Source organism: Xanthomonas hortorum, assembly GCF_040279205.1.
Taxonomy (GTDB): Bacteria; Pseudomonadota; Gammaproteobacteria; order Xanthomonadales; family Xanthomonadaceae; genus Xanthomonas; species Xanthomonas hortorum_F.
On the sequence record NZ_JBEOLS010000059.1, the window covers coordinates 1 to 24,340 of the forward strand.

Here is a 24,340-nt window from a genome sequence, read left to right on the forward strand (position 1 = left end):
ACTGTTCCGTCGCTTGAAAGGCTACCGCCGGATTTTCTCGCGCTTCGACAAGCTGGATGTCATGTTCCTTGGATTCCTCAGCTTCGTCCTAGTCGTTGATGGGCTTCGGATGTGTTAACAGGCCCTAGTTCAAGCCGACGGTGCGGCCTGCATTCCCCTCTCCCTTCGGGAGAGGGGTAGGGGTGAGGGTACGGGCGAAGCCACTTGGTAATGGATGGCACGAGGCTTCGCCCGTACCCTCATCCGCCCCTGCGGGGCACCTTCTCCCGGAGGGAGAAGGGGATTACAGCCCACGCGCACGCAACTGCGCATCCAGGCGCGGATACACCCGCCTGGCATTGCCTTCGAATACCTTGCGCTTGTCGGCATCGGAGATCGCCAATGCATCGATGTAGCGCTTGGTGTCGTCGAAATACTGGCCGGTCTGCGGGTCGATGCCGCGCACCGCGCCGACCATCTCCGAGCCGAACAGGATGTTGTCGATGTCGATCACCTCGAACAACAGGTCGATGCCAGGTTGGTGATACACGCAGGTATCGAAGAACACATTGCGCATCACGTGCGTGGACAGCGGCGGCTTGCCGAGCATGTCGGCCAAGCCGCGGAAGCGGCCCCAGTGATACGGCACCGCGCCACCACCGTGCGGGATGATGAAGCGCAAGTCGGGAAAGTCGCTGAAAAGATCGCCTTCGAGAAACTGCATGAACGCGGTGGTGTCGGCGTTGAGATAATGCGCGCCGGTGGCGTGGAAGTTCGCGTTGCAACTGCCGGATACATGCACCATGGCCGGCACGTCGAGCTCGACCATTTTTTCGAAGAACGGATACCAGGCGCGGTCGGTCAGCGGCACGCCGGTCCAGTGGCCGCCGGACGGGTCGGGATTGAGATTGCAGCCGACGAACCCGAGCTCGCTGACGCAACGTTCCAGCTCGGCGATCGAATGCGCGATCGCCACGCCCGGCGATTGCGGCAGCTGGCACACGCCGATAAAGGTGTGCGGATACAGCTGCACCACGCGTGCGATCAGGTCGTTGCAATGCCGCGTCCAGATCTGGCTCACCGCCTCGTTGCCGATGTGGTGTGCCATGGTGCTGGCGCGTGGCGAAAAAATCGTCATGTCCGCGCCGCGCTCGCGCAGCAGCCGCAGTTGATGCTGCTCGATGCTTTCGCGCAGTGCGTCGTCAGAGATCTGCGGATAGATCGGTGCCGGCAACTGCGGGTCGTCGTAGTGTGCGATCTGCGCTTTGCGGAAGGAGTCATGTGCAGCGGGCGCGGTGGTGTAGTGGCCGTGGCAGTCGATGATCATGAGAATGCTCGTTGAGGTGCGCAGAACGCGCTACGCATCCGACCGATAGATGTGCAGTGCGCATGTGGACGGACGTCTGGATTCGGATGCATGGATCTGTGAGCGATGCAGCTCCGCATATGCACTGCCGTCGATCTGCAGTTGTCGGCGAAGCAATGCATCGCACCCGAGCGAGGCGGAATGCCGCGCTGATATCCGGCCGGTAGCCCGAAAAGCGAATCGCGTTGATCGAGTGCGCAGAGAACGCGCGACGCCCGATCGGTCGTGGCAGGCACGCAGGCTGCAGGACGCGGCACACCACGCATTGACGCCCCAGGTTCAAGCCAGGGTGATGCCGGCTGCCGCATCACATGCTGGCAGCCGCGCTCAAGCAAACAGTTCACCATCGAACAGTTTGCGTGCGGTGCGCAGCACGGCGGCACGTACCACCTCACCGTGCGCGTCGAGCGTGATGACACAGCTGCTCGCGCCGCTCGGATGTTCCACATCCAACTGCTGTGTAGTACCGCCAGGCAACTGCGCCAGCGCATGCGCGGGAGCGCCGGGCAGCAGGCAGGCAGTGGCGACGGTGACCGCGCCCAGCACGCCGATCGAGGCATGGCAGCGGTGCGGAATGAATGAGCGCACGCTGATCGCGCCGCCGTTGCGCGGTGCGGCGACCAGCATCATTTTCGGCACGGTGGCAGCGGTGACATCGCCCAACCGCATCAACGGGCCGGCCTGCAGGCGAATCGATTCCAGGCGGGCTTTCAGTGCCTGGTCTGCATCGAGCGTGGCGCGGTCTTCGTAGCCGCTGATGCCGAGATCGCTGGCGCGCAGCACCACGCAGGGCATGCCGTTGTCGATCAGGGTGACCTCTACGTCGTCGAGCGTCTGCACCGCATGGCCGGTCGGCAGCAAAGCACCACACGAAGAGCCGGCGATCTCGGCAAACGCCAGCGCAATCGGCGCAGCGGTGCCGGGCACGCCGTCGATGCGGGCATCGCCGTCGTAACGCACCTTGCCGCCGGGCGTCTGCACGGTGGCGGTGGCCAGCGTGCTGGTATTGCGCATGAAGATGCGCACGTCGGTTTCGCCATCGTGCGCGGGCAATAAGCCGCGTTCCAGGGCGAAGGGGGCGACGCCAGCGAGCATGTTGCCGCAGTTCTGCGCATCGCTGACCTGTGCCTGTTCCACCGACACCTGCAGGAACAGATAGTCCACGTCGGCATCGGCACGCGTGGAGCGCGACACCACCGCGACCTTGGAGGTGAGTGGGTCGGCGCCGCCCATGCCATCGATCTGGCGCAGATCCGGCGAACCGTAGGCGCGCAGCAGAAACGCATCGCGTGTGGCGCGATCGCCGGGCAACTCGTCGGCCAGAAAAAAACCGCCCTTGGAGGTGCCGCCGCGCATCCACATCGCGCGTACGTGCTCAGACATAGCGCAGGCCTTTGGCCGCCAGGCGTTCGCGCATGGCGTAGATGTCCAGGCCCAGTTCGCCGCTGGCAAGACGGTCGCGTTTGATCAGCTCGCGCGCTTCGCGTGCCTGCGCTTCGGCCAGCACCTGCGCGGCAGTGGCGCGCGGCACCATGCAGACACCGTCGTCGTCGGCCACCACCACATCGCCCGGCTGCACCAGCGCACCGGCGCAGACCACTGGCACGTTGACCGAGCCCAGCGTCTCCTTGATGGTGCCCTGCGCGCAGATGGCACGGCTCCATGCGGGGAACTGCATGGCAGTGAGATCGCGCACGTCGCGCACGCCGGCATCGATGATCAGCCCGCGGCAGCCGCGCGCTTGTGCCGAGGTGGCCAGCAGGTCGCCGAAGTAGCCGTCGCAGCAGTCGCTGGTCGGCGCCACCACCAGCATGTCGCCGGGCTGCAGTTGCTCGATGGCCACATGCATCATCCAGTTGTCGCCGGGCGGAATCGACACCGTGACCGCAGTGCCGGCAACACGGCATCCGGCGTAGATCGGGCGCAGGCGGTGATGCAGCAGGCCGCTGCGTCCCTGCGCCTCGTGCACGGTGGCCACGCCGGCTTGTGCGAGCCCATCCACGATGGCCAGCGGGGTGCGCTCGATCCGGGTGACGACCTGGCTCATCCATCCATCCTCGTTAGGGGTGTGCCGAGTCTGTGCGCCGATCGCCTGATGGCTCAAGATTCATTTGAGGTATGCATATTGGTTTTGCTTATAGTTAGAGCATGCCGACGATTCTGGAACCGAACCTTCGCCATCTGTACGCCCTGGTCGTGGTGCACCGGCTGGGCAGCGTCAGCGCGGCCGCGCCGCAGGTGAATCTGTCGCAGCCGGCGTTGACGCAGGCGGTGGCGCGGCTAGAACAGCAGCTCGGGGTGCGCCTGTTCGATCGGCATCCGGGCGGCATGGTCGCCACCGAGGCCACGCAGCTGCTGGTGCCGCGCATCGAGCGTGCGTTGGAGCAACTGGGCCGTGGCATCCGGGTGGCGCGGCGTGCGCTGCGGCTGCCGGCACGCCCGGGCCTGGAGCGGCGGGTCTCGTTGGGGCAGTTGCAGGCGTTGATCGCGGTGGATGTGGCGGGCAGTTATTCGCTGGCGGCGGCGCGCGCCGGGGTCTCGCAGCCGGCGATCTACCGCGCGGTGCAGGCGCTTGCCGAGGTGATCGAGGTGCCGCTGACGGTGCGTCGCGGCAAGACCATGCAGCCCACCCCGGTGGCAGTGCGGCTGTTGCGGCAGGTGCGGCTGGCGCTGGCCGAGTTGCGCGCCGGGCTGGACGAAGTGGCCGCGCTGCGCTCGCAGCACGCCGGCCGGCTCACGCTGGGGGTGATGCCGTTGGCGCGGGCGATCCTGCTGCCGCAGGTGCTGGCGCGCTTTGTACGCGCGCATCCTGGTGCCAGCGTCAACGTGGTCGAAGGGCCGTATGCCGAATTGCTGGCGCATCTGCGCGATGGCGAACTGGATCTGTTGATCGGTGCGCTGCGCGAGCCCTTGCCGGTGCGCGATGTGCTGCAGGAGCCGTTGTTCGACGACGAACCGGTGATCGTGGCGCGCAGCGGGCATCCGCTGGCCGGGCAGGCCTATGCGTTCGCGCAGTTGCTGGAGTACCCCTGGGTGATCGCCACCACCGGCACGCCGGTGCGCGCGCGCTGGGAGCAGATGTTTCGCGATCAGGGCATCGAACCGCCTGCGCTGCGCATCGAATGCGGCGCGGAGCTGACCATCCGTGGGCTGCTGCTGGAAGACGATTGGCTCACGCTGATGTCGCGCGACCAGTTTCTGTTCGAGCGCCGCGCCGGGTTGCTGTGCGAGATCGGCACCACCGGGCCGCAGTTGCGTCGCCAGATCGGCATGACGCTGCGCAGCGACTGGCATCCCACCCGCGCGCAGTCGGCGTTCGTGCAGACGCTGCGGCAGGTCTGCGCCGAGCGCGTGCAGCCGGCCGATGCGCACGGCGGGCCGTTTCGCTATTGCGCGCCGATCAGCGGCATCGCGCCGTTGCGTTCACAGGCGGCGCAGTCAGAATCGGAGTCTTCTTGAGAACGGATCGCTGATGCTGCCCGACTGGTTGCAAGGGACCTGGCTGTTGGCGCTGGACTGGGCGATCCGCCTGGCCGCACTGCTATGGATTCCGGCCCGCACCACGCCCGGCGCGGCGCGCAGCTGGCTGTTGCTGATCGGCTTCGTACCGGTGGTCGGCCTGCCGCTGTATCTGCTGTTCGGCCACCCGTGGTTGTCGCGCTTGCGGGTGGAGCGCCAGGCCACCGCCTCGCAGGTGATCCGCGAGCAGCAACTGCCCTTGCATGCCTTGCGCTGGATGCCACAGGCAGATTCCAGCAGCGCCGAGGTGGTGCCGTTGATCGAACGCCAGGGCGATTTCATGCCCACGCTGGGCAATGCGGTGGAATTGCTGGACGACTACGCGCAGTCGTTGCAGGCCTTGACCGACGCGATCGATGCGGCGGAAAAACGCGTGCATCTGCTGTATTACCTGATGTTCGACGATGCGGTGGGCGATGCGGTGATGGCCGCGCTGGAGCGCGCCAGTGCGCGCGGCGTACGTTGCCGCGTGCTGCTGGATGCGGTGGGCGCCAAGCGTGGCTTGCGCCACTACCGCAAGCGCTTGCAGGCCGGCGGTGTCGAGGTGCTGGCGGTGTTGCCCGGTGGGCTGCGCTGGCGTCGCAGCGGGCGCATGGATCTGCGCAATCACCGCAAGATTGCGGTGATCGACAACCAGGTGGGCTTTGTCGGCTCGCAGAATCTGGCCGAGGCCGGCTTTATCGAAGGCGTGCCCAATCGCGAACTGGTGGCGCGTGTGCGCGGGCCGGTGGTCAATCATCTCGAAGCGGTGTTCGCCAGCGACTGGTTCACCGAAACCGGGCAGCGCCTGGACGTGTGGCCGGACGCGCCGGTGTGCGATGACAACATCGCCACGCAGTTGCTGCCGAGCGGGCCGGCATATCCGTTCGAGAATGCGCGCGATGCGATCAATGCGGTGATCCACCTGGCGCGGCGCAAGGTGGTGTTGGTCACGCCGTACTTCGTCCCCGACGAAGCCTTGCTCAGTGCGTTGCGCATTGCCGGGGTCTCGGGTGTGGATGTGCAGCTGATCCTGTCGGAGAGCAACAACCAGGTCCTGGCGGCGTGGGCGCAGGAGGCGTATTTCGAAGAGCTGCTGCGCTGCGGGGTGAAGATTGCGCTGTACCGCCCGCACTTTCTGCATGCCAAGCACCTGAGCGTGGACGAGGACATCGCCCTGGTGGGGTCGATCAACCTGGACATCCGCTCGTTCGCGCTCAACGCCGAGATCGGCATGCTGTGCTACGACCAGGGTGTGGTGCAGCGGCTGCGTGCGATCGAGCAGGATTACCTGGCCAACGCACGCCAGCTGCAGCTGGAGCAGTGGCGTAGTCGCCCCGCCTGGCGCCGCAGCCGCGAAGGGATTGCGCGGTTGGCGGATGCATTGATGTAGGGCTTGCATATGCGTGTCGTATGCCGGCGCATTGCCAGCTGGAACGCGCGTCGATGCCTGCGGTTGCGGGCGTATTGCTGGGCGCAAGCGCACGTTGGCAAGGCCTTGCTGCGTTTGAGAGTGCCCGCCTTTCGGCGCAGGCCTCAGGCAAGCCAGCGCTTTCCAACGTGACGACGAGCACCTCGCTCGTCGTCACCCAGGTCGGATTGGACGGATTGTGCTCATCGTCTTCCCGGATGTCGGACAACGCGCATCGCACGACGGCGTCTGCGCAGCGGTACGTGATCCCGGCCATGACAGCGGCCAGGGCGGCTGTCATCGGTGCGACGTGACGCATCGCCTACAATTGCCGGATGAATGAACTGCGTGATCCCGGCGATGCAGTGATCGCCATCGTCGGCGGCGGCGCATCCGGTGTGCTGGTTGCGCTGCAATTGCTGCGTCAGGCGACCGCGCCGGTGCGGATTGTGTTGATCGAGCCGCACGCCCTGCTGGGCGTGGGCGTGGCGTATTCCACCACGCGTGCCGAACACCTGCTCAATGTGCCGGCAGCGCGGATGAGTGCGCTGGCGGAGGCGCCGCAGGATTTTGTCGATTACCTGCGCGCGCAGGCCTGCTGCCCGGAGCTGGAAGACGCGCAGCTGCCACAGCAGTTCGTCGGGCGCCGGCATTACGCGCCTTATCTGCGCGATCGCTTGCAGGCCGCACGTGCGCAGAGCCCGGCGACGCTGACCGTGCATGCCGCACGCGTGCAGACCTTGCAGCCCAATGCTTCCGGTGCGCTGCTACAGCTGGACGACGGACAAACGGTGCAGGCCACCAGCGTGGTGCTGGCGGTGGGCAATGCGCTGCGGCCGTTGCCGCTGCGTGGTGCCACCGGCTTGTCGAGTGCGCAGCGGGTGGAAGCCTGGGACACAGAGGCGGTCGCCGCGTTGCCGCAGGACGCGGCGGTGTGCATCGTCGGCTCGGGGTTGAGCATGGTCGACACGGTGGTGACGCTGGCCGCGCAGGTGCATCGCGGGGCGGTACACGTGGTGTCGCGGCATGGGTTGTTGCCGTTGCCGCAGACGCATTGCGCAGCGGCGGATTTCGATCCGCAGCCGTTGCTGGCGTTGTCGCTGCGTGCGCGCATGCACGCGCTGCGTCAGCATGCGCGCAAGGCGATGGCGCAAGGGTTGCCCTGGCAGAGCGTGATGGAGCGTATCCGCCCGTTGAGTCAGGCCTTGTGGCAGACGCTGTCGGTCGCCGACCAACGCCGTTTCCTGCGCCATGTGGTGCGCTACTGGGATGTGCATCGTCATCGCATCGCCGCACCGGTGCATGCGCAGTTGCAGGCGATGCGTGCGCGCGGACAACTGCAGCTGCATCGTGCGCGGCTGGATGTCGCATTCCAGGTTGGCGCCTGCGTGCGGGTGAGTGCCGGTGCCAGTGCCGGGCATGCCTTGCAGCTGGATGTGCAGACGCTGGTCAACGCCACCGGTGTGGAAATGCGCGTGCAGGCGATGCGCAACCCGCTGCTGCAGCAACTGCTGGGGCAGGGCATTGCGGTGGCCGGGCCGCATGGCATCGGGGTGGGGACCGATGCCGATGGCAGTCTGATCAATGCCGATGGACGCGCCAATCCGCGGTTGCGGGTGATCGGCAGTCTGCGGATCGGCGCGTTGTGGGAAAGCCTGGCGGTGCCGGAGTTGCGTGAGCAGGCAATGGCGATTGCGCGTGATGTGCTGGTAACGCTTGGGCGGTGAGGGGCGTTGTTCCCTTCTCCCACCGGGAGAAGGTGGCGCATAGCGCCGGATGAGGGTACGAGCGAAGCCTCGGGTTACCCACCATTGGGCGCGGCTTCGCCCCGTACCCTCACCCCAACCCCTCTCCCGGCGGGAGAGGGGCTTTGTTCCTTCTCCCGCTGGGAGAAGGTGGCGCGAAGCGCCGGATGAGGGTACGTGCGAAGCCTCGCATTCCCAAACCCCTTCATCGCAATCTCAGCCGCAGCGACGCCACAACCGGTAAAATGGTCGGGTGGATGTCTCTCATTTGCTCGATCATTTAAACCCCGCCCAGCGCGAGGCCGTTTCCGCGCCGCCGGGGCATTACCTCGTGCTGGCCGGCGCCGGCTCCGGCAAGACGCGCGTGCTGATCCATCGCATCGCCTGGCTCAACGAAGTCCAGGGCGTGCCCAACCACGGCATCTTTGCGGTGACCTTCACCAACAAGGCCGCCGGCGAAATGCGCCACCGCACCGACCTGCAGCTGCGCAACGGCAGCCGCGGGATGTGGATCGGCACCTTCCATGGTCTGGCGCATCGGCTGTTGCGCCTGCACTGGCAGGACGCGCGGCTGCCGGAAGGCTTCCAGGTCATGGACAGCGACGACCAACTGCGGCTGGTCAAGCGTGTGGTGCAGTCGTTGGAGCTGGACGAGGGCAAGTATCCGCCCAAGCAGATGAGCTGGTGGATCAACGAACAGAAGGACGAAGGCCGCCGTCCGCAGCATATCCAGCCCGAGCCCAACGATGACTGGACCGAGGTGCGCCGGCAGGTCTATGCCGCCTACCAGGAGCGTTGCGACCGCTCCGGGCTGCTGGATTTCGCCGAGTTGCTGCTGCGCGCGCATGAACTGCTGCGCGACACTCCGGCGTTGCTGGCGCATTACCGTGCGCGCTTCCGCGAGATTCTGGTCGACGAATTCCAGGACACCAACGCCATCCAGTACGCCTTCGTGCGCGTGCTGGCCGGCGAGAGCGGGCATGTGTTCGTGGTTGGCGACGACGACCAGGCCATCTACGGCTGGCGCGGTGCCAAGGTCGAGAACGTCCAGCGCTTCCTGAAGGACTTCCCCGGCGCGCAGACCGTGCGGCTGGAGCAGAACTACCGTTCCAGCGCGAATATTCTGGGCGCGGCCAATGCGGTGATCGCGCACAACCCGGACCGCATCGGCAAGCAGCTGTGGACCGATTCCGGTAACGGCGACCCGATCGATCTGTATGCGGCCTACAACGAGGTCGACGAGGCGCGCTATGTGGTCGAGCGCGCGCGGCAGTGGGTGCGCGACGGCGGCAGTTACGGCGAAGTGGCGGTGCTGTATCGCAGCAACGCGCAATCGCGCGCGCTGGAAGAAGCGCTGATTTCCGAGCAGCTGCCGTACCGCGTGTATGGCGGCATGCGCTTCTTCGAACGCGCCGAAATCAAGGATGCGTTGGCCTACCTGCGCCTGCTCAGCAACCGCAGCGACGATGCCGCGTTCGAGCGCGCGGTCAATACGCCCACGCGTGGCATCGGCGATCGCACCCTGGACGAAGTGCGCCGGCTGGCACGCGCCAATGCATTGTCGCTGTGGGAAGCGGCGATGCTGTGCACGCAGGAAAACACTCTGGCCGCCCGCGCCCGCAATGCGCTGGCTACGTTCCTGAGCCTGGTCGGCCAACTGCATGCCGAAACCGGCGACATGGAACTGGCCGAGCGCATCGACCACGTGCTGATGCGCTCCGGTCTGCGCGAGCATTGGGCCAAGGAAAGCCGCAGCGGCCTGGATTCGGAATCGCGCACCGAGAACCTGGACGAACTGGTCTCGGTAGCCTCGCGCTTTACCCGCCCGGACGACGAAGACAGCCAGGGCATGACCGAACTGGTCGCCTTCCTCGCCTACGCCTCGCTGGAGGCCGGCGAAGGCCAGGCGCAGGCGGGCGAAGAAGGCGTGCAGCTGATGACGCTGCATTCGGCCAAGGGCCTGGAATTCCCCATCGTGTTTCTGGTCGGCCTGGAAGATGGCTTGTTTCCGAGTGCGCGCTCGTTGGAAGAAAGCGGCCGGCTCGAAGAAGAGCGTCGCCTTGCGTACGTAGGCATCACCCGCGCGCGCCAGAAGCTGGTGCTGTGTTACGCCGAATCGCGGCGCATCCACGGCCAGGACAACTACAACGTGCCCTCGCGCTTCCTGCGCGAGATCCCGCGCGACCTGCTGCATGAAGTGCGGCCCAAGGTGCAGGTCTCGCGCACCGCCTCGCTGGGCGCGGCACGCGGTGGCCCGGTGCACGGCGTGGTCGAAGCCGCACCGATCAAGCTCGGCGCCAATGTCGAACATCCCACCTTCGGTGGCGGTGTGGTCGTGGACTACGAGGGCGCCGGTGCACACGCGCGCGTGCAGGTGCAGTTCGACGAAGTCGGCGCCAAGTGGCTGGTGATGGCGTATGCGAATTTGACGGTGATGTAGCGGCGGTTGGTGGTTGATGCAGATGCCGTAGGCATACAACCGATCGGCTCCATTCCGGCCCGTACGCGCGTGCAGTCTTGCTTGCGCATATGTAGCCGATTACGTCACGGTACAGCGATGACCAAGGCGCGCAGACAGATGAAGAAAAAGATCGTCATTCTTGTGAGCACCTCATCATGCCGGATCACATCATGAACGCTTTCGAGGCACTCGGTCTTTTTTCAAATGCCGATAAAAAAATAGCGCAGCACTTGGAGAAATTGCCAGCCAAGCAAAAGAGAACAGCCAAAGGCGTCCTGGAGTCATCAGTGAAACTGGCGTATGTGCTGTTTGCCATGGGTGACACGCGCGCTGCCTCTGAACTGGTAGAGCCTATTTCCCAGATCCCTTTTGCCAATAGCTATGATTCTTGGACTTGGATTGAAGCTGCCTTGGTGATGAAGGGTCGGCTGGCAATTGCTCAAGGTCATAACGAAGAATATGACGAGGCATTTCGAGCCGCCGTTGCCGCTCTTAAATCAGGCAGCGAGCTTCAAATGACGGTAAAGGCAAATGTTCACGAACGTTTTATGGATGGACAGACGCTGGACACGGCGTTTGAAGATGAAGAGAATTTCGTGGATGAGTTCGAAATGCGACTTTCCTATATCACTGCACTTATGAAGATTGAATTTTTTGGCTGCAGCGAAACTTGGACTGGCTCCAGAATAGAAAGTGAGTTGTTGAGCAATATTGCTCGGATGAACGATATCATTGTGGCCAAGGGGATCTATAAGCTTGCACCTTACAAATGATTGGGCCGCTGAAAGTTTTAGCGGCTGAGGGTGCATGCTGGTTGTAACAATACAGTCTTCTGGCAGTTGGTCATGCGCCGGTGCGCCGCCTTCGTAACCGGAACTTGCAACGTCAACTTGGCAGTCTACGAACGGAGCGCAGTGGTCCCTGCAGGAGACGAGGCGCATGGCACCCGTTGCGCCTGTTTCACTGTGGCCAGGTTTCTTCTGTCGCGGCTAATCTCCAGGTGCTCCGGCGCCGAGAAGCGATAACCGTCCATCAGCGCGGCGTGCATGTTCCTTGAACCTGTGCATCCGCACGATTGGTGCATCGCTCGATGCCTTCTTCGCGGCATCCGTGACACCCTGTGCCGGCACCGATCGCACAGAGATACGCGCACCATGCAGACCGAGAAACAAAAAATGCTCGCAGGCGAGCTGTACAACGCGGCTGATACCGAGTTGCAGGCCGACCAGGCTGCCGCCGCCGACTGGATGTGGATGGTGCGGTACAACGCCACCGCCGCGAAGCCGTCTGCACAGCGGCGCGCGCTGCTGGTTGAGCGATTGGCCGAGGTGGGCGAAGGCGCGGTGATTCGCCCGCCGTTTCATTGCGACTATGGCTACAACATCCGTCTCGGCGCGGGCGCGTTCCTCAACTTCAACTGCGTGATTCTGGATATCTGCGAGGTCAGCATCGGCGAGGGCACGCAAGTTGGTCCTGCGGTGCAGTTCTATGCTGCCGATCATCCGCGCGATGCGGCAGGACGCGCTGGCGGGCTGGAGTTCGGGCGGCCGATCCGCATCGGTCGCAACGTGTGGATCGGCGGCAGTGCAATTATCTTGCCCGGCGTGAGCATCGGCGACGATGCAGTGATCGGCGCCGGTGCGGTGGTCACCCGCGATGTCCCGGCAGGCGCGACTGCGCTGGGAAATCCTGCGCGCGTACGCGCGAGCCGCAACGATCCCGATGAAGCGCCAACTGATTGAGGTCGTGCAGCAATCCGCGTGTCGGCATCGATCTATATCAAGGCAGGCGCCGGCGCATGATGTCAGGCTGATTCCGCCGGCAAAGGCCGGTCATTCAAGGAGGTCACCATGTACAAACGTATCCTGATCGCCATCGATGCATCCGAGCTGTCGCATCGTGGTTTGTTCCAGGGCCTTGAACTGGCCAAGGCGACCGGCGGCAAGGTCGATATCGTCACCGTGTCCGAGCCATGGGCGATGGGCATGTACGATGCGATGGGTTGGAGCGTGGGCTACGAGGCAAGCCCGGAATATCGCACCGAGCGCGAGGCCGCTGCCGAGAAGATTTTGCGCCCGGCACTGGAACTGGCGGCTGCGGCCAATATCAAGGCGACCTCGCATCACGTGCTGGATCGGTTCGCCGCCGAAGGCATCGTGCAGACCGCCAAGGACTGCAACAGCGATCTGATCATCATGACCTCGCACGGACGCCGCGGCGTGCGCCGCATGCTGCTCGGCAGCCAGACGGTGGAAGTGCTGACCAACAGTTCGATTCCGGTGCTGGTGATTCGCTGACGGGCAGAAGTTTTGCTGCGCAAGAACATGCGCAGCGCATCGCACATTCCACTGTAGGAGCGCGCCTGAGCGCGAAAGGCGTTACCGGTAATGCCCCATCGCGCGCAAGCACGCTCCTACGCGGATTACGGATCAGTTTTCCATTAGCTCCGGCTGACCCGCAAAGCGGCTCGCCGGCTGTGCAAGACGCCGTAGCGCTTCGGTATGCATCAGCGAGGCGGGCTGCACCGGCAGCGTGCCAGGGCGCACCGGCGCGTGATCGCGTTGCGCATCCTGGCTCAGCTCGCGCATGAAGCGCCATAGCGGCATGTAGTGGCCGCGGCGCGGCGAATGCGTTGCCGACGCAGCCCGACAGTGGCGGCGCCATTGCATCGGCGGCATGCCGAAGCGCTGCTGAAAACAGCGTTGAAACTGCCGTTCCGAGGTGAAGCCCATCTCATACAACAACCAGGTCAGGCTGCACTCCGGGTAGGCCTGCAAATAGCGGTGCGCGGTGCACAGGCGCTGCTCGCGGATGTAGCGGGCCACGCCGCCACGCGACTGGAACAGCCGGTACAACGAGGCGCGCGACAACGCGAACGCCTGTTGCAAGGACTCGGTACCGAGCTCGGCCTCGCCGATGTGCTGCTCGATGTAGGCCAGCAGATCGATCATCAGCGGCGCGTGCGCCACCACCGATGCCGATGCCTGCGGGACGATGGCGCTGTAATAGCCGGTGTTGCTCATGCGGGTGCTGCCTGCGGCCCACTTCCCGGGGCCTGTTATCTGATCAACCGAGAAAAGCGGCGCCAACCCATCACGATCTTTTATGAACTCCGTGCTGCATCACCCATCGGTGCGATCGACGGCGATCCAGGCCAACCGGCCGGCCCCTTCCTCAATGCACCGCGACGCCGGGAAGCCGCATGGACCTGCCTGCGCTTTGGGCAGCGTCCGATGCAAGGCCCATAGCAACGGCATCGCATCGAGATCAGGGTTGGAAACAGCGCTGGCTAGCGCTGCGCTGCATGAGGTCGCGCCGATTCGCCGATTCGCTGATTCAAAAAGACTGGGTTCTGCAGCGCGATGCTGGCCGCCAAGTGAATACCGAGCTCAGCACGACCGAAGGCCCACAGCAAGGCGGTCGAAGATCACAGGATCAATGCGGTGAGACGATTTGTCGGGTGATCGACGAAGGTGCTTCTAGGGTGACGCAACGGGAAACAGAAGCGTCGTCGCTACCACTCTCACGCACACGTGGAATCGTCCTGACAGCTGTTGGTATCCCGCGCTAGCGGGACAGTCAGATCGCTTGCTCTTGACGCCTTCGTACACACGTTTCAAGACAGTGTTCGCTCTCCAGGAGACTTCAATGTCGTTCAATATCATCAGCTGCGATGGCGGCGGAATTCGAGGACTGATCACCGCGATCCTCATCCAGGACCTGGATCAGCACAGCAACATCCTCAGCCATGCAAATTGCTTTGCCGGCACTTCCACCGGTGGCCTGCTTGCTCTGGCATTGGTGCAAAACGTCTCGATCAACACGATTATCGAGATGTACATGACCAAAGGCGCAAGCATTTTCGAACCCAACGGGTGGCTTCTCGATCAACAGGCCGAGTCGCAACAGCAAGGGGTGGACGCGACGCTGGCTAGCGGGCCGGGCTTCTTCAGCAGCCAGTACAAGAACGATGGATTGATCCAGATCGCAAGCGGATTGTTGGGTACAACGTCGCTAGCAGACGCGAAGCGGCTCGTCGTCGTCAACGCCGCGCGCCTGTGGGACGCGACCAGTGGGAACTGGATGCCTGCCACGTTCTCCAACGGCGTCAACAATGCGTACAGGCAGATCAGCATGGTCGATGCCGCATTGGCGACGTCTGCCGCGCCAACCTACTTTGCGCCTTATCAGATTTGCGGAGCATACGGCGACTATGGGTTCTTCGCCGACGGCGGCGTGTTCGCCAACAATCCGGCCATGACCGCCGTGGCCGAGGCCATTGCAAGTGGCTTGGTGAACAGCGTCGGCGATATCCAGCTGCTCTCGCTTGGAACCGGCAGCAGCCCGCAAGGAATTCCATCCACCGCGATCGGCAACCCGCTCGACTGGGGCGCAAAATCCTGGCTGTATCCCTGGGCAAGCGGCTCGGTGCCGGCCATGCCGCTACTGAATCTGACCATGGATGCAACGGCCGAACTTGCAAGCATCCAGGCCGAGCAGGTGCTGGCCGGCAACTTCAATCGCGCCAATGTCGAACTGAAACGTCCTTACGCGCTGGATGACTGGAAGCATGTCGCTGATCTGGCCAGCGAAACCCAGGCTTACCTGCAGACAGATGCGTGGAAACAGACGCGTGACTGGGTCGCCAGCCGCTGGACATAGGGCAAATATCGGATTTCGCAATGGCGACCATTACGTGAGGTACAACTCGAGTGATCCGGCGATTGCCTTTATCAAAGGCAGCTGATTTGCAGGATTTCGCGCAAAGACCGGCCACAATGGATCGATTGCGGCCGGTCTTTCAACGCGTCTCGATCCCGACGGGGGTCCCAAGACGTTGTGTCGGATAGTGCGTCTATCTAATTCCAGATCCTGACTCAAGCTTGGAAGACATTGGCAAGCGGAATGAGTCCAGGCACGAATCAATTGGTGTGCATACTCTGGTGACACTCATGACCGAGACTTCCTGCGAATCAGCCAGTATTATTTGCCACTATAGGGGGCAGTAAATCGCGACGGCGTGCTTCGGGCATCATGCCCGTGCTCTGTTACCAGCCATCGGCGTCATGGTAGAAATTTTATGCTGCTTTCCAAACTTGCTTCACTCGGGCGCAAAAACCATCACTCCATCCCCAGCCATCACCCTCAACATCACCACACGACGATCGCTGCCTCGATCGAACAGAAACTGCAGCGTCCCCGTAGCAATCGCCGCGTCGACAACAAAGCGATGGCTGTTGAGCGGCTTCAGCGAGCGAGGCCTGCTTTTACCTTCCAGCACCAGTCCCTCGCTGTTTTGCGAGATGACAACCTGCTCGCCGAGAAAGCTCATATCCAGCACGCCGGTGAGTAGCGGTTCCTGATTGGGCCGCCGCACATAGCGGCCGGTGTAGTCCTTCAGGAGGGCGGTGAAATCGACCGTGCTGACTTGCACCGACCAATCGCCTGGCCAATGCTGCGCATCGGAGACCGCGTTGCGAATCTCGTTATGGAGCAGGTCGCCGTTTTCCCCGTTGGTGAGCACGATCAAGCCGTCGCCGCTTTCGAGATTTCCTTCGAGATAGGCCTTATAGCTGTCGTTGGCTCCGGCGTGATGAAAGATGCGCGATTGCCCTTGCCCGGCGAGGCGTGGCCCGAGTCCGTGGATGCCGGGGGCCACCTCGGTCATCATGTCGATAGCCAAAGCTTGCGGTAGAAATCCGCCACTGCTGCGGTAGGAGCTACCCAACACGATGACCAAGCGGCTCAACTCCTTGGCCGAGGTCCAGAAGCCGGACGCCGCCAGTTCCGGGAAACTTTGCCATCCCCGCGGCAGTGCGACAGGAGCGCCCGAGTCGTCGTGTGCGTGCGCCACATCGCGCGTGTCTGCGGCAAGGCCTGCATCGAACCTGCTCCTGCGCATGCCCAATGGGCCAAGAAGATGCTCGGCGGCAATCGCATTCAACGGTTTGCCCACAGCGTCTTCGATTACCGCCTGCGCGATCATGTAACCGCCACCGGAGTAACGCGCGCGGGTGCCGGCAATATCGATCCGCTGCAAAGGCTTGTTGACTGCGGGCGATGTGCCGGTGAGCGTCTGTACCAGCGTGGGCAATGCAGCGCCTGGGTCGAAGTCCTTGAAGCCGTGCACGTTGAAACCTGCGGTATGCGACAGCAGCATGCGCAGGGAAATCTTGCTGGTATCGCCGTCCGGCCCTTGCGGTATCTGCCAACGGCGTAGCCAGGTGCCGACGTCTTTATCCAGATCCACAATGCCAAGCGCGGCAAGCTTCACGCACAGCGCGGCTGTCACGACCTTGCTGACCGAGCCAACCGAGAACAAGGTGTCTTCGCCGATCGGTGAGCGACGTCCCGCCGTTGTCGATCCGAAGCCTTTGATGCTGTGGATCTGTCCCCCGCGCAGGATCGCAACTGCCGCGCCTGGCACTCGATGATGTTGCATGCGTGCTTGCAAGGCCCACTGCTCGTGACCGGTATGCACGGTTGGGCGCAGCAATGTTTCGAACGATGCAGGCGGGCTTGATGTTTTTGCGTGAGCAGCGATCGGCAGTGACCACAGTGGCAACGTCAACCCGCCAATCAACAGCTCACGACGATGGATGGCAGGCATGACGATCCTTGTACTTTAGGGCGAGGCAGTGGGAGAAGTGAGCCAGCGTTTGCAAGGCCCAGCTAACGATTGCTCTTGTGATGATGCAATGCGATTGAAATTTTTTCTGGGCGATAGCAGTGGGCGAGGTTCGCTTGTTACTTCGCTCACCAAGCTATTCAACATCAGCAAGGTAAGCGCAATCGGTGCAAGCCTGATATCAGGTCAAAAGTTTCCATGGATGCGGCCATGCGTGCTTGCTGGCAAGTGATCTAATCATCTCCCAAGACTGCATCGATACGATTTGACTCGCCTGATTCTAACGCTGCTGCGGCTGTGTCAGCGACGCTGCATCAGCGAAAGCACGTTCGCGCGTCAATTGCTCTTATCGAAGCTTGGGGAAATCCAATGAAATGCATCTCTGCAGTATGTTGTGTCGTTTTCGGCCTTGTCGTGCAGAGCACGCCTGCATTCGCCGCCGAACCGATCACCGGAAAATGGTTTACCGATAACCAGCAGGCACTGGTCGACATCCAGCCCTGCGGCACGTCGCTGTGCGGCACCATCGTCAAGGTGCTGCGGACCAAGCCCGGTAGCCGGAAGACCGATGCGTTCAATCCGGATCCGGCCAAGCGCCACAACCCCATGGAAGGCACGGTGATCCTCAGCGAGCTGGTGGATGCAGGAGATCTGTGGAAAGGCAAGATCTACAACCCCGAATCCGGCAAGACCTACAACGCCAAGATCAAGCGTGGCGCCGATGGCTCCTTGAAGGTGGAGGGCTGCGTGGCCTTCCTATGTCAGGGGCCGACCTGGCAGCCCGCACCTTGATGGCCGCCGGACCTGGCCGGCCCGAGGCGCGTTTGCCAGGCCCGGCGCAAGCGAGCTAAACCGTTTTGTTTTGAAATGCCTACCCGTACGCCAATGCGGGATACTGCGCTCCCACGCAGGCGAGATGGGCCCGATGTCCGAGCTGCCGATCACCGAGTTGTTGCAGGCCTGGCAGCGCGAGGAGCCCGGCGCGGGCGATGCATTGGCGCGGCAGGTGTACATGGTGCTGCGCGAGACGGCGTTGCGGCTACTGCGGCGCAATGCGCGCGGCGGGCTGCAGGCCACCGAGCTGGTGCATGAGGCGTGGATGCGGCTGGAGCAGGGGCAGCAGGGCTTTCGCTCGCGTGCGCACTTCTATTCGGTTGCCGCACTGCAGATGCGCCACCTGTTGGTGGATCTGGCGCGGCAGCAGGCCAGCGCCAAGCGGGGTGGGCAGGCGGTGACGTTGACCGTCAGTCTGTCCGATGGCGCGCCGCGACCGGAGGCCTTGCTGATGGTGGCCGATGCCTTCGACAAGCTGGCGCGCGTGGACGAGCGCAAGGCCAAGGCATTCGCGCTGACAGAGCTGGTGGGTTTCAGTGTGGCCGAGGCGGCCGAGCAACTGGAGGTGTCGGTGCCCACGCTGGAGCGCGATCTGCGCTTTGCGCGGGTGTGGCTGGCGGCGCAGCTGTGAGTGTCGTGGCCACTTCCTGGCAACGCCTGGAGGCGCTATTTCATCAGTCCTGCTTACTGCCGGTGGAGGCGCGCGAGGCATTCGCGCGTGCGCAGGCCGGTGACGATGTGGTGCTGCGCGATGAGTTGCTGGCGATGCTAGCGGTGGAATCGCAGGCCACGTTGCGCGTGCGTGCGCCGTTGAAACAGGCCGTGGCCGCCTTGCGCGCGCCGTTGCCGGAGCTGCCGGCCGGCACGCGCTTTGGTGCATGGGCGATCGACCGCCTGATCGGCGCCGGCGGCATGGGCCAGGTGTATCTGGGCCATCGCGCCGACGGCGCTTACGAGCGCGAGGTGGCGATCAAGCTGGTGGCCGCCGACGCGCTGGATGTGCAGGGCCGCGCGTTGTTCGAGTTCGAATGCCGGCTGCTCGCGCAGATGGTGCACCCGGCGATCGCGCAGATTCACGATGTGGGCACCGATGCGCACGGCCGCCCGTATCTGGTGATGGAATACCTGCGCGGCGAGCCGATCACCTGGTGGTGCGATGCGCATCTGCTCTCGCTGCATGCGCGCGTGTTGTTGATGCTGCGGGTGAGCGAGGCGGTGCAGCACGCACACCAGAAAGGCGTGATCCATCGCGACCTCAAACCCAGCAACGTACTGGTCAGCGACATCGATGGGCGGCCGATGCCGGGCGTGATCGACTTCGGCATCGCCATCGATGCGGCCAACCCCGGCATGACCTCCGCGCATGGCCGCGGTACGCCCGGTTACATGAGCCCGGAACAGGCGCGCGGCGTGCAGGACGTGGATGCGCGCAGCGACATCTATGCGTTGGGCGCAATGTTCTATGAGTTGAGCTGCGGGCTGGCACCGGTGGCCGGGCAGGATGGGCTGCCGCAGCCCCCCTCGCAGCGCGTGGCGGCAGTGCCGGCCGATGCGCGTGCGCGGATCTGCGCCGCACGCGCAACCACCCACGCCCGACTGCAGCGGCAATTACGCGATGGCCTGGATGCGATCGTGTTGCGCGCGTTGGCGCCCGAGCCCGTTGCACGCTATGCGTCGGTATCGGCCTTGCTGGACGAGCTGCATCGTTGGCTCGATGGTTACCCGCCGCGCGCGTTGCAGGCGGGCCGGTGGTGGCGGTTGCGCAAGTTCGCCCAACGCCATCGCAGTGGCGTGCTGGCCGCCGGGCTTGTGTCGATCGCGCTGATGGGTGGTCTGGGCGCCACGTTGTGGTCGCTGCAGCAAGCCGCGCGCGATGCGCAACGCGCGCAGGTCACGGGCGATTTCATGAGCTCGGTGTTGTCCAGCGTGGACCCTGGCATCGCGCAGGATCTGGACAAGACGTTGATGCTGCGCGTGTTGCAGCAGGCCTCGCAGCGCGCCGCGCGCGAGCTGGCCGATCAACCGGATGCACGCACCGAGGTGGAACTGACGCTGGGTCGCACGCTGATCGCCTTGTCGGACTATCCGCAGGCGGTCGCGCATCTGCGCACCGCGCAGGCGCTGGCGCAGCAGAGCACGGGTGCCGGTAGCACGCCTGCGCTGGAAGCGGCCTCCATGCTGGGCCAGGCGCTCAGTGGTGCGGGTCAATCGCGCGAGGCCGAGCGCGTGCTGCGCGCCGGCATGGCGCAGGCCGCGCGCGGCAATGCGAAGCAGCAGAGCCTGGGTAACGACATGCGTGCCCGGCTGGCATGGGCGCTGCGCGATCAAGGCCGCATGCTGGAGGCGCTGGCGGAAAGCCGGCATGCCTACGTCGCCGCATTGGCCAACGTGGCCACCACCGCAGAACGCCGTATCGATGCGGGCAATAGCTACGCCGGCATGCTGGCCGAGAATGGGCAGCTTGCACCGGCCATCGCCTTGCAGCGCAGCCTGCTGCGCGAGCGCATTGACGTGCGTGGGCCAGAGCATCCGCTGGTGCTGTCGATGCGCAACAGCCTGGCGGTGTTTTTGCTGATGCAGCGCGAGTTTGCCGCTGCCGAGGCCGAACTCGCCCCGCTGCTGCGCATTACCCGCAAGCTGTACGGCGACAACGCCGCCGATACCTTGATGGTGGAAGGCAATCTCGCCGACACCTTGCGTCAGCAAGGCAAGCTGGCCGAAGCCGGCCCGCATTACCGCGCTGCGATGGAGCGCGCACGCGCCGCCTTCGGCGACGATGCGCGGGCCACGATCACCTACCGCAGCAACCATGCCTTCTGGTTGCTGGATGCCGGGCAGGTGCAGGCATCGCTTGCCGAACAGCGCGCTTGCCTGGCCTCGTCCTTGCGCGTGTTGGGCCGTGCGCATCCACAGACCGCCGAGATCCTGCGCGGCATGTCCGAAGCCGAGCGCAGGCTTGGCCAGACCGCCGCTGCACGCGACCACGCGCAGCAAGCGCTGCAGATGTTGACCGCCATCTACGGCGATGCCGAAGAACCGCTGCTCGCCGCACGCCAGACCCTGGCGCTGGCCGCAGCGGCCGTGGCAATGCCGGCCACCTCAAGCGCAGAGACCACCACCGCGGTTGCGCAACGCTGAGACGAAGTTGGCTTCACCGGCACCAGCGGCCAAAGAGCCGCTGCGCTTACGCTCTACGAATCCCGAATCCCGAATCCCGAATCCCGAATCACCAGCTATACAACTTCCAATACACCTTGTTGACCTTGTCCTTTTCCGCATCCGTATGGCCGTCGTGATCGCGGTCGTACAGGAAGTAGGGCGCCCCGCGTGCGGGCGTCACGCGCACCATTTCCAGCTGGCCGTTGACCCGGTACTCGTCGACCTTGTCGCCGTTGCCCATGGTCTTGCTGGTGACATCCGCACCGGCCGGCACGTTGCCGCTGGCGCCGCTGGTGGCACAGCCGCCGAGCAGCAGTAATGGCAGCAGCAAAAGACTTGCTCTCATCATCGTCGTCATCCGTTCTAGGTCGTTGCTCAGTATGCGCTGGGCGGCGTGGGGTGAGCGTGCAGCGGTAGAATTGGCCGATGAGCAAATTAGTCCTGATCGACGGGTCCAGTTACCTGTATCGCGCGTTCCACGCGCTTCCGCCGCTGACCAATGCCCAGGGCGAGCCCACCGGTGCCTTGTTCGGTGTGGTCAACATGCTGCGCGCCACCTTGAAGGAACGCCCGGCTTACGTCGCGTTCGTGGTGGATGCGCCCGGCAAGACCTTCCGTGATGACTTGTATGCCGACTACAAGGCCAATCGCCCGTCGATGCCCGACGACCTGCGCGCGCAGGTGCAGCCGATGTGCGACATCGTGCATGCGCTGGGCATCGACATCCTGCGCATCGACGGCGTGGAAGCCGACGACGTGATCGGCACGCTGGCCCTGCAGGCCGCCGCCGACGGCCTGAGCGTGACCATCTCTACCGGCGACAAGGACTTTGCCCAGCTGGTGCGCCCGGGCATCGAACTGGTCAACACCATGAGCGGCAGCCGCATGGATTCGGACGAGGCGGTGATCGCCAAGTTCGGCGTGCGCCCGAATCAGATCGTCGACCTGCTGGCGTTGATGGGCGACACCGTCGACAACGTGCCGGGCGTGGACAAGTGCGGCCCCAAGACCGCCGCCAAATGGCTGGCCGAGTACGACTCGCTCGACGGCGTGATCGCCAACGCCGACAAGATCAAGGGCAAGATCGGCGAGAACCTGCGCGCCGCATTGCCACGGCTGCCGCTCAACCGCGAACTGGTCACCATCAAGACCGACGTGACCCTGGCCAGCGGCCCGCGCGCGTTGGACCTGCGCGCGCCCAACGCCGAAACGCTGGCGGTGCTGTACGCACGCTACGGCTTCACCCAGGCCCTGCGCGAGCTCGGCGGCGCCGCTGCCCAGACCGGCCTGCTGACCGAGCCGATGCCGTTGGGGGCCGCTGCAGCCAGCGCCCGCACCGAACCCGGCCGCGCGCGCGGCACCGGCTTCGTGTCCGGCCCGGTCAGCGCCCCGGTGGAAGTGGACCCGGCGCTGTCGGCGCCCGGCCAGTACGAGACCATCCTGACCCAGGAACAGCTCGACAACTGGATCACCCGCCTGCGCGCGGCCGGCCAGTTCGCCTTCGATACCGAAACCGACAGCCTGGACCCGCTGCAGGCCGATCTGATCGGCCTGAGCGTGGCTGCCGAGCCCGGCCAGGCGGCGTATCTGCCGTTCGGCCACAACTTCCCCGGTGCCCCGGCCCAGCTCGACCGCAGCCAGGCGCTGGCGCAGCTGGCGCCGCTGCTCACCGACCCCGCCGTGCGCAAGCTCGGCCAGCACGGCAAGTACGACCTGCACGTGATGCGCCGCCACGGCATCGCCCTGGCTGGCTACAGCGACGACACCTTGCTGGAGAGCTTCGTGCTCAATTCCGGCAGCGCCCGTCACGACATGGACAGCCTGGCCAAGCGCTACCTCGGCTACGACACGGTCAAGTACGAGGACGTCTGCGGCAAGGGCGCCAAGCAGATCCCGTTCGCCCAGATCAGCCTGGACGACGCCACCCGCTACGCCGCCGAAGATGCCGACATCACCCTGCGCCTGCACCGAGTGCTCGGCCCCAGGCTGGCCGCCGAGCCGGGCCTGGAGCAGGTCTACCGCGACATCGAGATGCCGCTGGTGGAGGTGCTGGCACGCATCGAAGCCAACGGCGTGTGCGTGGACGCGGCCGAACTGCGCCGCCAGAGCGCGGACCTGTCCAAGCGCATGCTCGCCGCCCAGCAGAAGGCCACTGAGCTGGCCGGGCGCAGCTTCAACCTGGATTCGCCCAAGCAGCTGCAGGCGCTGCTGTTCGACGAGCTCAAGCTGCCCGCCGTGGTCAAGACGCCCAAGGGCCAGCCTTCGACCAACGAAGAGGCGTTGGAAGCCATTGCCGACCAGCACGAGCTGCCGCGGGTGATCCTGGAATACCGCGGCCTGACCAAGCTGCGCAGCACCTACACCGACAAGCTGCCGGAGATGATCCACCCGCAGTCCGGGCGCGTGCACACCAGCTACCACCAGGCCGGCGCGGCCACCGGGCGGCTGTCCTCGTCCGATCCCAACCTGCAGAACATCCCGATCCGCACCGAAGACGGCCGCCGCATCCGCCGCGCCTTCGTCGCCCCGGCCGGGCGCAAGCTGATCGCCTGCGATTACTCGCAGATCGAGCTGCGCATCATGGCCCACCTGTCCGGCGACCCCGGCCTGGTCGGCGCGTTCGAGTCCGGCGCCGACGTGCACCGCGCCACCGCCGCCGAGGTGTTCGGCCGCACCATCGACACTGTCAGCGCTGACGAGCGCCGCGCCGCCAAGGCGATCAACTTCGGCCTGATGTACGGCATGAGCGCGTTCGGCCTGGCCCGCCAGCTCGGCATCGGCCGTGGCGAGGCGCAGGACTACATCGCGCTGTACTTCAGCCGCTACCCGGGCGTGCGCGACTTCATGGAAACCACCCGCCAGCAGGCGCGCGACAAGGGCTACGTGGAAACGGTGTTCGGCCGCCGGCTATACCTGGACTTCATCAACGCCGGCAGCCAGGGCCAGCGTGCCGGCGCCGAGCGCGCCGCGATCAACGCGCCGATGCAGGGCACCGCCGCCGACATCATCAAGCGCGCCATGGTCAGCGTGGACGGCTGGATCGCCGATCACGCCGAGCGCGCACTGATGATCCTGCAGGTGCACGATGAACTGGTGTTCGAAGCCGATGCCGACTTCGTCGACACGCTGCTGGGCGAGGTCACCGCGCGCATGTCGGCCGCAGCTGAATTGCGCGTGCCGCTGGTGGTCGATTCCGGGGTTGGCGATAACTGGGATGAGGCGCACTGACGCAACAGATAAGGCTGATATGCTGAATGCG

At 64.5% G+C, this 24,340-nt stretch carries 18 protein-coding genes and 1 pseudogene; 13 read left to right on the forward strand and 6 right to left on the reverse strand.

Annotation, left to right across the window (positions count from 1 at the left end; genetic code table 11):
* A pseudogene (locus tag ABS769_RS18365) lies at nucleotides 1-118 on the forward strand (IS5-like element ISCARN85 family transposase); the annotation flags it as partial.
* A 165-nt stretch (nucleotides 119-283) separates the two neighbouring features.
* Here the strand turns inward: ABS769_RS18365 and ABS769_RS18370 are convergent.
* From ABS769_RS18370 to ABS769_RS18380, 3 genes are all read right to left on the reverse strand, one after another.
* Nucleotides 284-1,306, reverse strand: coding sequence for an amidohydrolase family protein (locus ABS769_RS18370; protein WP_317062727.1), 1,023 nt, complete (start codon nucleotides 1,304-1,306; stop codon nucleotides 284-286).
* A 366-nt stretch (nucleotides 1,307-1,672) separates the two neighbouring features.
* Nucleotides 1,673-2,728: a 4-oxalomesaconate tautomerase gene (locus ABS769_RS18375; protein WP_317062728.1), complete on the reverse strand. Its 1,056-nt coding sequence runs from the start codon at nucleotides 2,726-2,728 to the stop codon at nucleotides 1,673-1,675.
* Nucleotides 2,721-3,392 (reverse strand): 4-carboxy-4-hydroxy-2-oxoadipate aldolase/oxaloacetate decarboxylase, encoded by a 672-nt coding sequence (locus ABS769_RS18380; protein WP_317062730.1) that lies wholly within the window; start codon nucleotides 3,390-3,392, stop codon nucleotides 2,721-2,723. Before ABS769_RS18380 ends, ABS769_RS18375 begins: the two co-directional genes overlap by 8 nt.
* Nucleotides 3,393-3,493: 101 nt before the next feature.
* On the opposite strand from ABS769_RS18380, the gene ABS769_RS18385 reads away from it, so the two are divergent.
* The 7 genes from ABS769_RS18385 to ABS769_RS18415 all read left to right on the forward strand — a co-directional run bounded on the left by ABS769_RS18385 (nucleotide 3,494) and on the right by ABS769_RS18415 (nucleotide 12,757).
* Entirely contained in the window at nucleotides 3,494-4,804 is a 1,311-nt protein-coding gene (locus tag ABS769_RS18385) for a LysR substrate-binding domain-containing protein (RefSeq protein ID WP_317062731.1), read from the forward strand.
* A gap of 13 nt (nucleotides 4,805-4,817) precedes the next feature.
* Entirely contained in the window at nucleotides 4,818-6,236 is a 1,419-nt protein-coding gene (gene cls, locus ABS769_RS18390; RefSeq protein WP_317062732.1) for a cardiolipin synthase, read from the forward strand.
* Nucleotides 6,237-6,589: 353 nt separating this feature from the next.
* Nucleotides 6,590-7,981, forward strand: a complete 1,392-nt coding sequence (locus ABS769_RS18395; RefSeq protein WP_317062733.1) for an FAD/NAD(P)-binding protein — start codon at nucleotides 6,590-6,592, stop codon at nucleotides 7,979-7,981.
* Between the two features lie 271 nt (nucleotides 7,982-8,252).
* The gene (gene uvrD, locus ABS769_RS18400) at nucleotides 8,253-10,439 is read left to right on the forward strand and encodes a DNA helicase II (RefSeq protein WP_317062734.1); all 2,187 of its coding nucleotides are present in this window, start codon (nucleotides 8,253-8,255) and stop codon (nucleotides 10,437-10,439) included.
* Between the two features lie 191 nt (nucleotides 10,440-10,630).
* Entirely contained in the window at nucleotides 10,631-11,233 is a 603-nt protein-coding gene (locus ABS769_RS18405) for a DUF6707 family protein (RefSeq protein ID WP_317062735.1), read from the forward strand.
* A gap of 381 nt (nucleotides 11,234-11,614) precedes the next feature.
* Complete coding sequence (locus tag ABS769_RS18410) at nucleotides 11,615-12,202, forward strand: sugar O-acetyltransferase (RefSeq protein WP_317062736.1); 588 nt, start codon at nucleotides 11,615-11,617, stop codon at nucleotides 12,200-12,202.
* Nucleotides 12,203-12,310: 108 nt separating this feature from the next.
* Nucleotides 12,311-12,757 carry a universal stress protein gene (locus tag ABS769_RS18415; RefSeq protein WP_006452697.1) on the forward strand — a complete coding sequence of 149 codons (447 nt, stop codon included), beginning with the start codon at nucleotides 12,311-12,313 and terminating at the stop codon, nucleotides 12,755-12,757.
* Between the two features lie 132 nt (nucleotides 12,758-12,889).
* On the opposite strand, the gene tagK is transcribed toward ABS769_RS18415, so the two are convergent.
* Nucleotides 12,890-13,549, reverse strand: coding sequence for a transcriptional regulator TagK (gene tagK / locus ABS769_RS18420; protein WP_317062737.1), 660 nt, complete (start codon nucleotides 13,547-13,549; stop codon nucleotides 12,890-12,892).
* Between the two features lie 505 nt (nucleotides 13,550-14,054).
* Between tagK and ABS769_RS18425 the strand changes: the two genes are divergently transcribed.
* Complete coding sequence (locus tag ABS769_RS18425) at nucleotides 14,055-15,122, forward strand: patatin-like phospholipase family protein (protein WP_317062738.1); 1,068 nt, start codon at nucleotides 14,055-14,057, stop codon at nucleotides 15,120-15,122.
* 439 nt (nucleotides 15,123-15,561) lie between these two features.
* On the opposite strand, the gene ABS769_RS18430 is transcribed toward ABS769_RS18425, so the two are convergent.
* Entirely contained in the window at nucleotides 15,562-17,070 is a 1,509-nt protein-coding gene (locus ABS769_RS18430) for a serine hydrolase domain-containing protein (RefSeq protein ID WP_317062739.1), read from the reverse strand.
* A gap of 432 nt (nucleotides 17,071-17,502) precedes the next feature.
* On the opposite strand from ABS769_RS18430, the gene ABS769_RS18435 reads away from it, so the two are divergent.
* The 3 genes from ABS769_RS18435 to ABS769_RS18445 all read left to right on the forward strand — a co-directional run bounded on the left by ABS769_RS18435 (nucleotide 17,503) and on the right by ABS769_RS18445 (nucleotide 21,060).
* Nucleotides 17,503-17,880 (forward strand): DUF2147 domain-containing protein, encoded by a 378-nt coding sequence (locus tag ABS769_RS18435; protein WP_317062740.1) that lies wholly within the window; start codon nucleotides 17,503-17,505, stop codon nucleotides 17,878-17,880.
* Nucleotides 17,881-18,013: 133 nt separating this feature from the next.
* Nucleotides 18,014-18,553: an ECF-type sigma factor EcfK gene (gene ecfK / locus ABS769_RS18440; protein WP_317062741.1), complete on the forward strand. Its 540-nt coding sequence runs from the start codon at nucleotides 18,014-18,016 to the stop codon at nucleotides 18,551-18,553.
* Complete coding sequence (locus ABS769_RS18445) at nucleotides 18,532-21,060, forward strand: serine/threonine-protein kinase (RefSeq protein ID WP_317062742.1); 2,529 nt, start codon at nucleotides 18,532-18,534, stop codon at nucleotides 21,058-21,060. Before ecfK ends, ABS769_RS18445 begins: the two co-directional genes overlap by 22 nt.
* A gap of 88 nt (nucleotides 21,061-21,148) precedes the next feature.
* Here the strand turns inward: ABS769_RS18445 and ABS769_RS18450 are convergent, their stop codons facing one another.
* Nucleotides 21,149-21,430: a DUF2782 domain-containing protein gene (locus tag ABS769_RS18450; RefSeq protein ID WP_095575361.1), complete on the reverse strand. Its 282-nt coding sequence runs from the start codon at nucleotides 21,428-21,430 to the stop codon at nucleotides 21,149-21,151.
* Between the two features lie 77 nt (nucleotides 21,431-21,507).
* Between ABS769_RS18450 and polA the strand changes: the two genes are divergently transcribed.
* Nucleotides 21,508-24,309: a DNA polymerase I gene (polA, locus tag ABS769_RS18455; RefSeq protein ID WP_317062743.1), complete on the forward strand. Its 2,802-nt coding sequence runs from the start codon at nucleotides 21,508-21,510 to the stop codon at nucleotides 24,307-24,309.
* The last annotated feature ends 31 nt before the right edge of the window (nucleotides 24,310-24,340 follow it).

Excerpts from the sequence above, each read along its gene's own strand:
- polA (WP_317062743.1), top strand. The coding sequence starts at position 21,508 with ATGAGCAAATTAGTCCTGATCGACGGGTCCAGTTACCTGTATCGCGCG.
- ABS769_RS18380 (WP_317062730.1), bottom strand. The coding sequence starts at position 3,392 with ATGAGCCAGGTCGTCACCCGGATCGAGCGCACCCCGCTGGCCATCGTG.
- ABS769_RS18415 (WP_006452697.1), top strand. The coding sequence starts at position 12,311 with ATGTACAAACGTATCCTGATCGCCATCGATGCATCCGAGCTGTCGCAT.
- ABS769_RS18385 (WP_317062731.1), top strand. The coding sequence starts at position 3,494 with ATGCCGACGATTCTGGAACCGAACCTTCGCCATCTGTACGCCCTGGTC.
- ABS769_RS18370 (WP_317062727.1), bottom strand. The coding sequence starts at position 1,306 with ATGATCATCGACTGCCACGGCCACTACACCACCGCGCCCGCTGCACAT.
- ABS769_RS18430 (WP_317062739.1), bottom strand. The coding sequence starts at position 17,070 with ATGCCTGCCATCCATCGTCGTGAGCTGTTGATTGGCGGGTTGACGTTG.
- ABS769_RS18395 (WP_317062733.1), top strand. The coding sequence starts at position 6,590 with ATGAATGAACTGCGTGATCCCGGCGATGCAGTGATCGCCATCGTCGGC.
- ABS769_RS18410 (WP_317062736.1), top strand. The coding sequence starts at position 11,615 with ATGCAGACCGAGAAACAAAAAATGCTCGCAGGCGAGCTGTACAACGCG.
- cls (WP_317062732.1), top strand. The coding sequence starts at position 4,818 with ATGCTGCCCGACTGGTTGCAAGGGACCTGGCTGTTGGCGCTGGACTGG.
- ABS769_RS18375 (WP_317062728.1), bottom strand. The coding sequence starts at position 2,728 with ATGTCTGAGCACGTACGCGCGATGTGGATGCGCGGCGGCACCTCCAAG.
- ABS769_RS18450 (WP_095575361.1), bottom strand. The coding sequence starts at position 21,430 with ATGATGAGAGCAAGTCTTTTGCTGCTGCCATTACTGCTGCTCGGCGGC.
- ecfK (WP_317062741.1), top strand. The coding sequence starts at position 18,014 with ATGTCCGAGCTGCCGATCACCGAGTTGTTGCAGGCCTGGCAGCGCGAG.
- ABS769_RS18405 (WP_317062735.1), top strand. The coding sequence starts at position 10,631 with ATGAACGCTTTCGAGGCACTCGGTCTTTTTTCAAATGCCGATAAAAAA.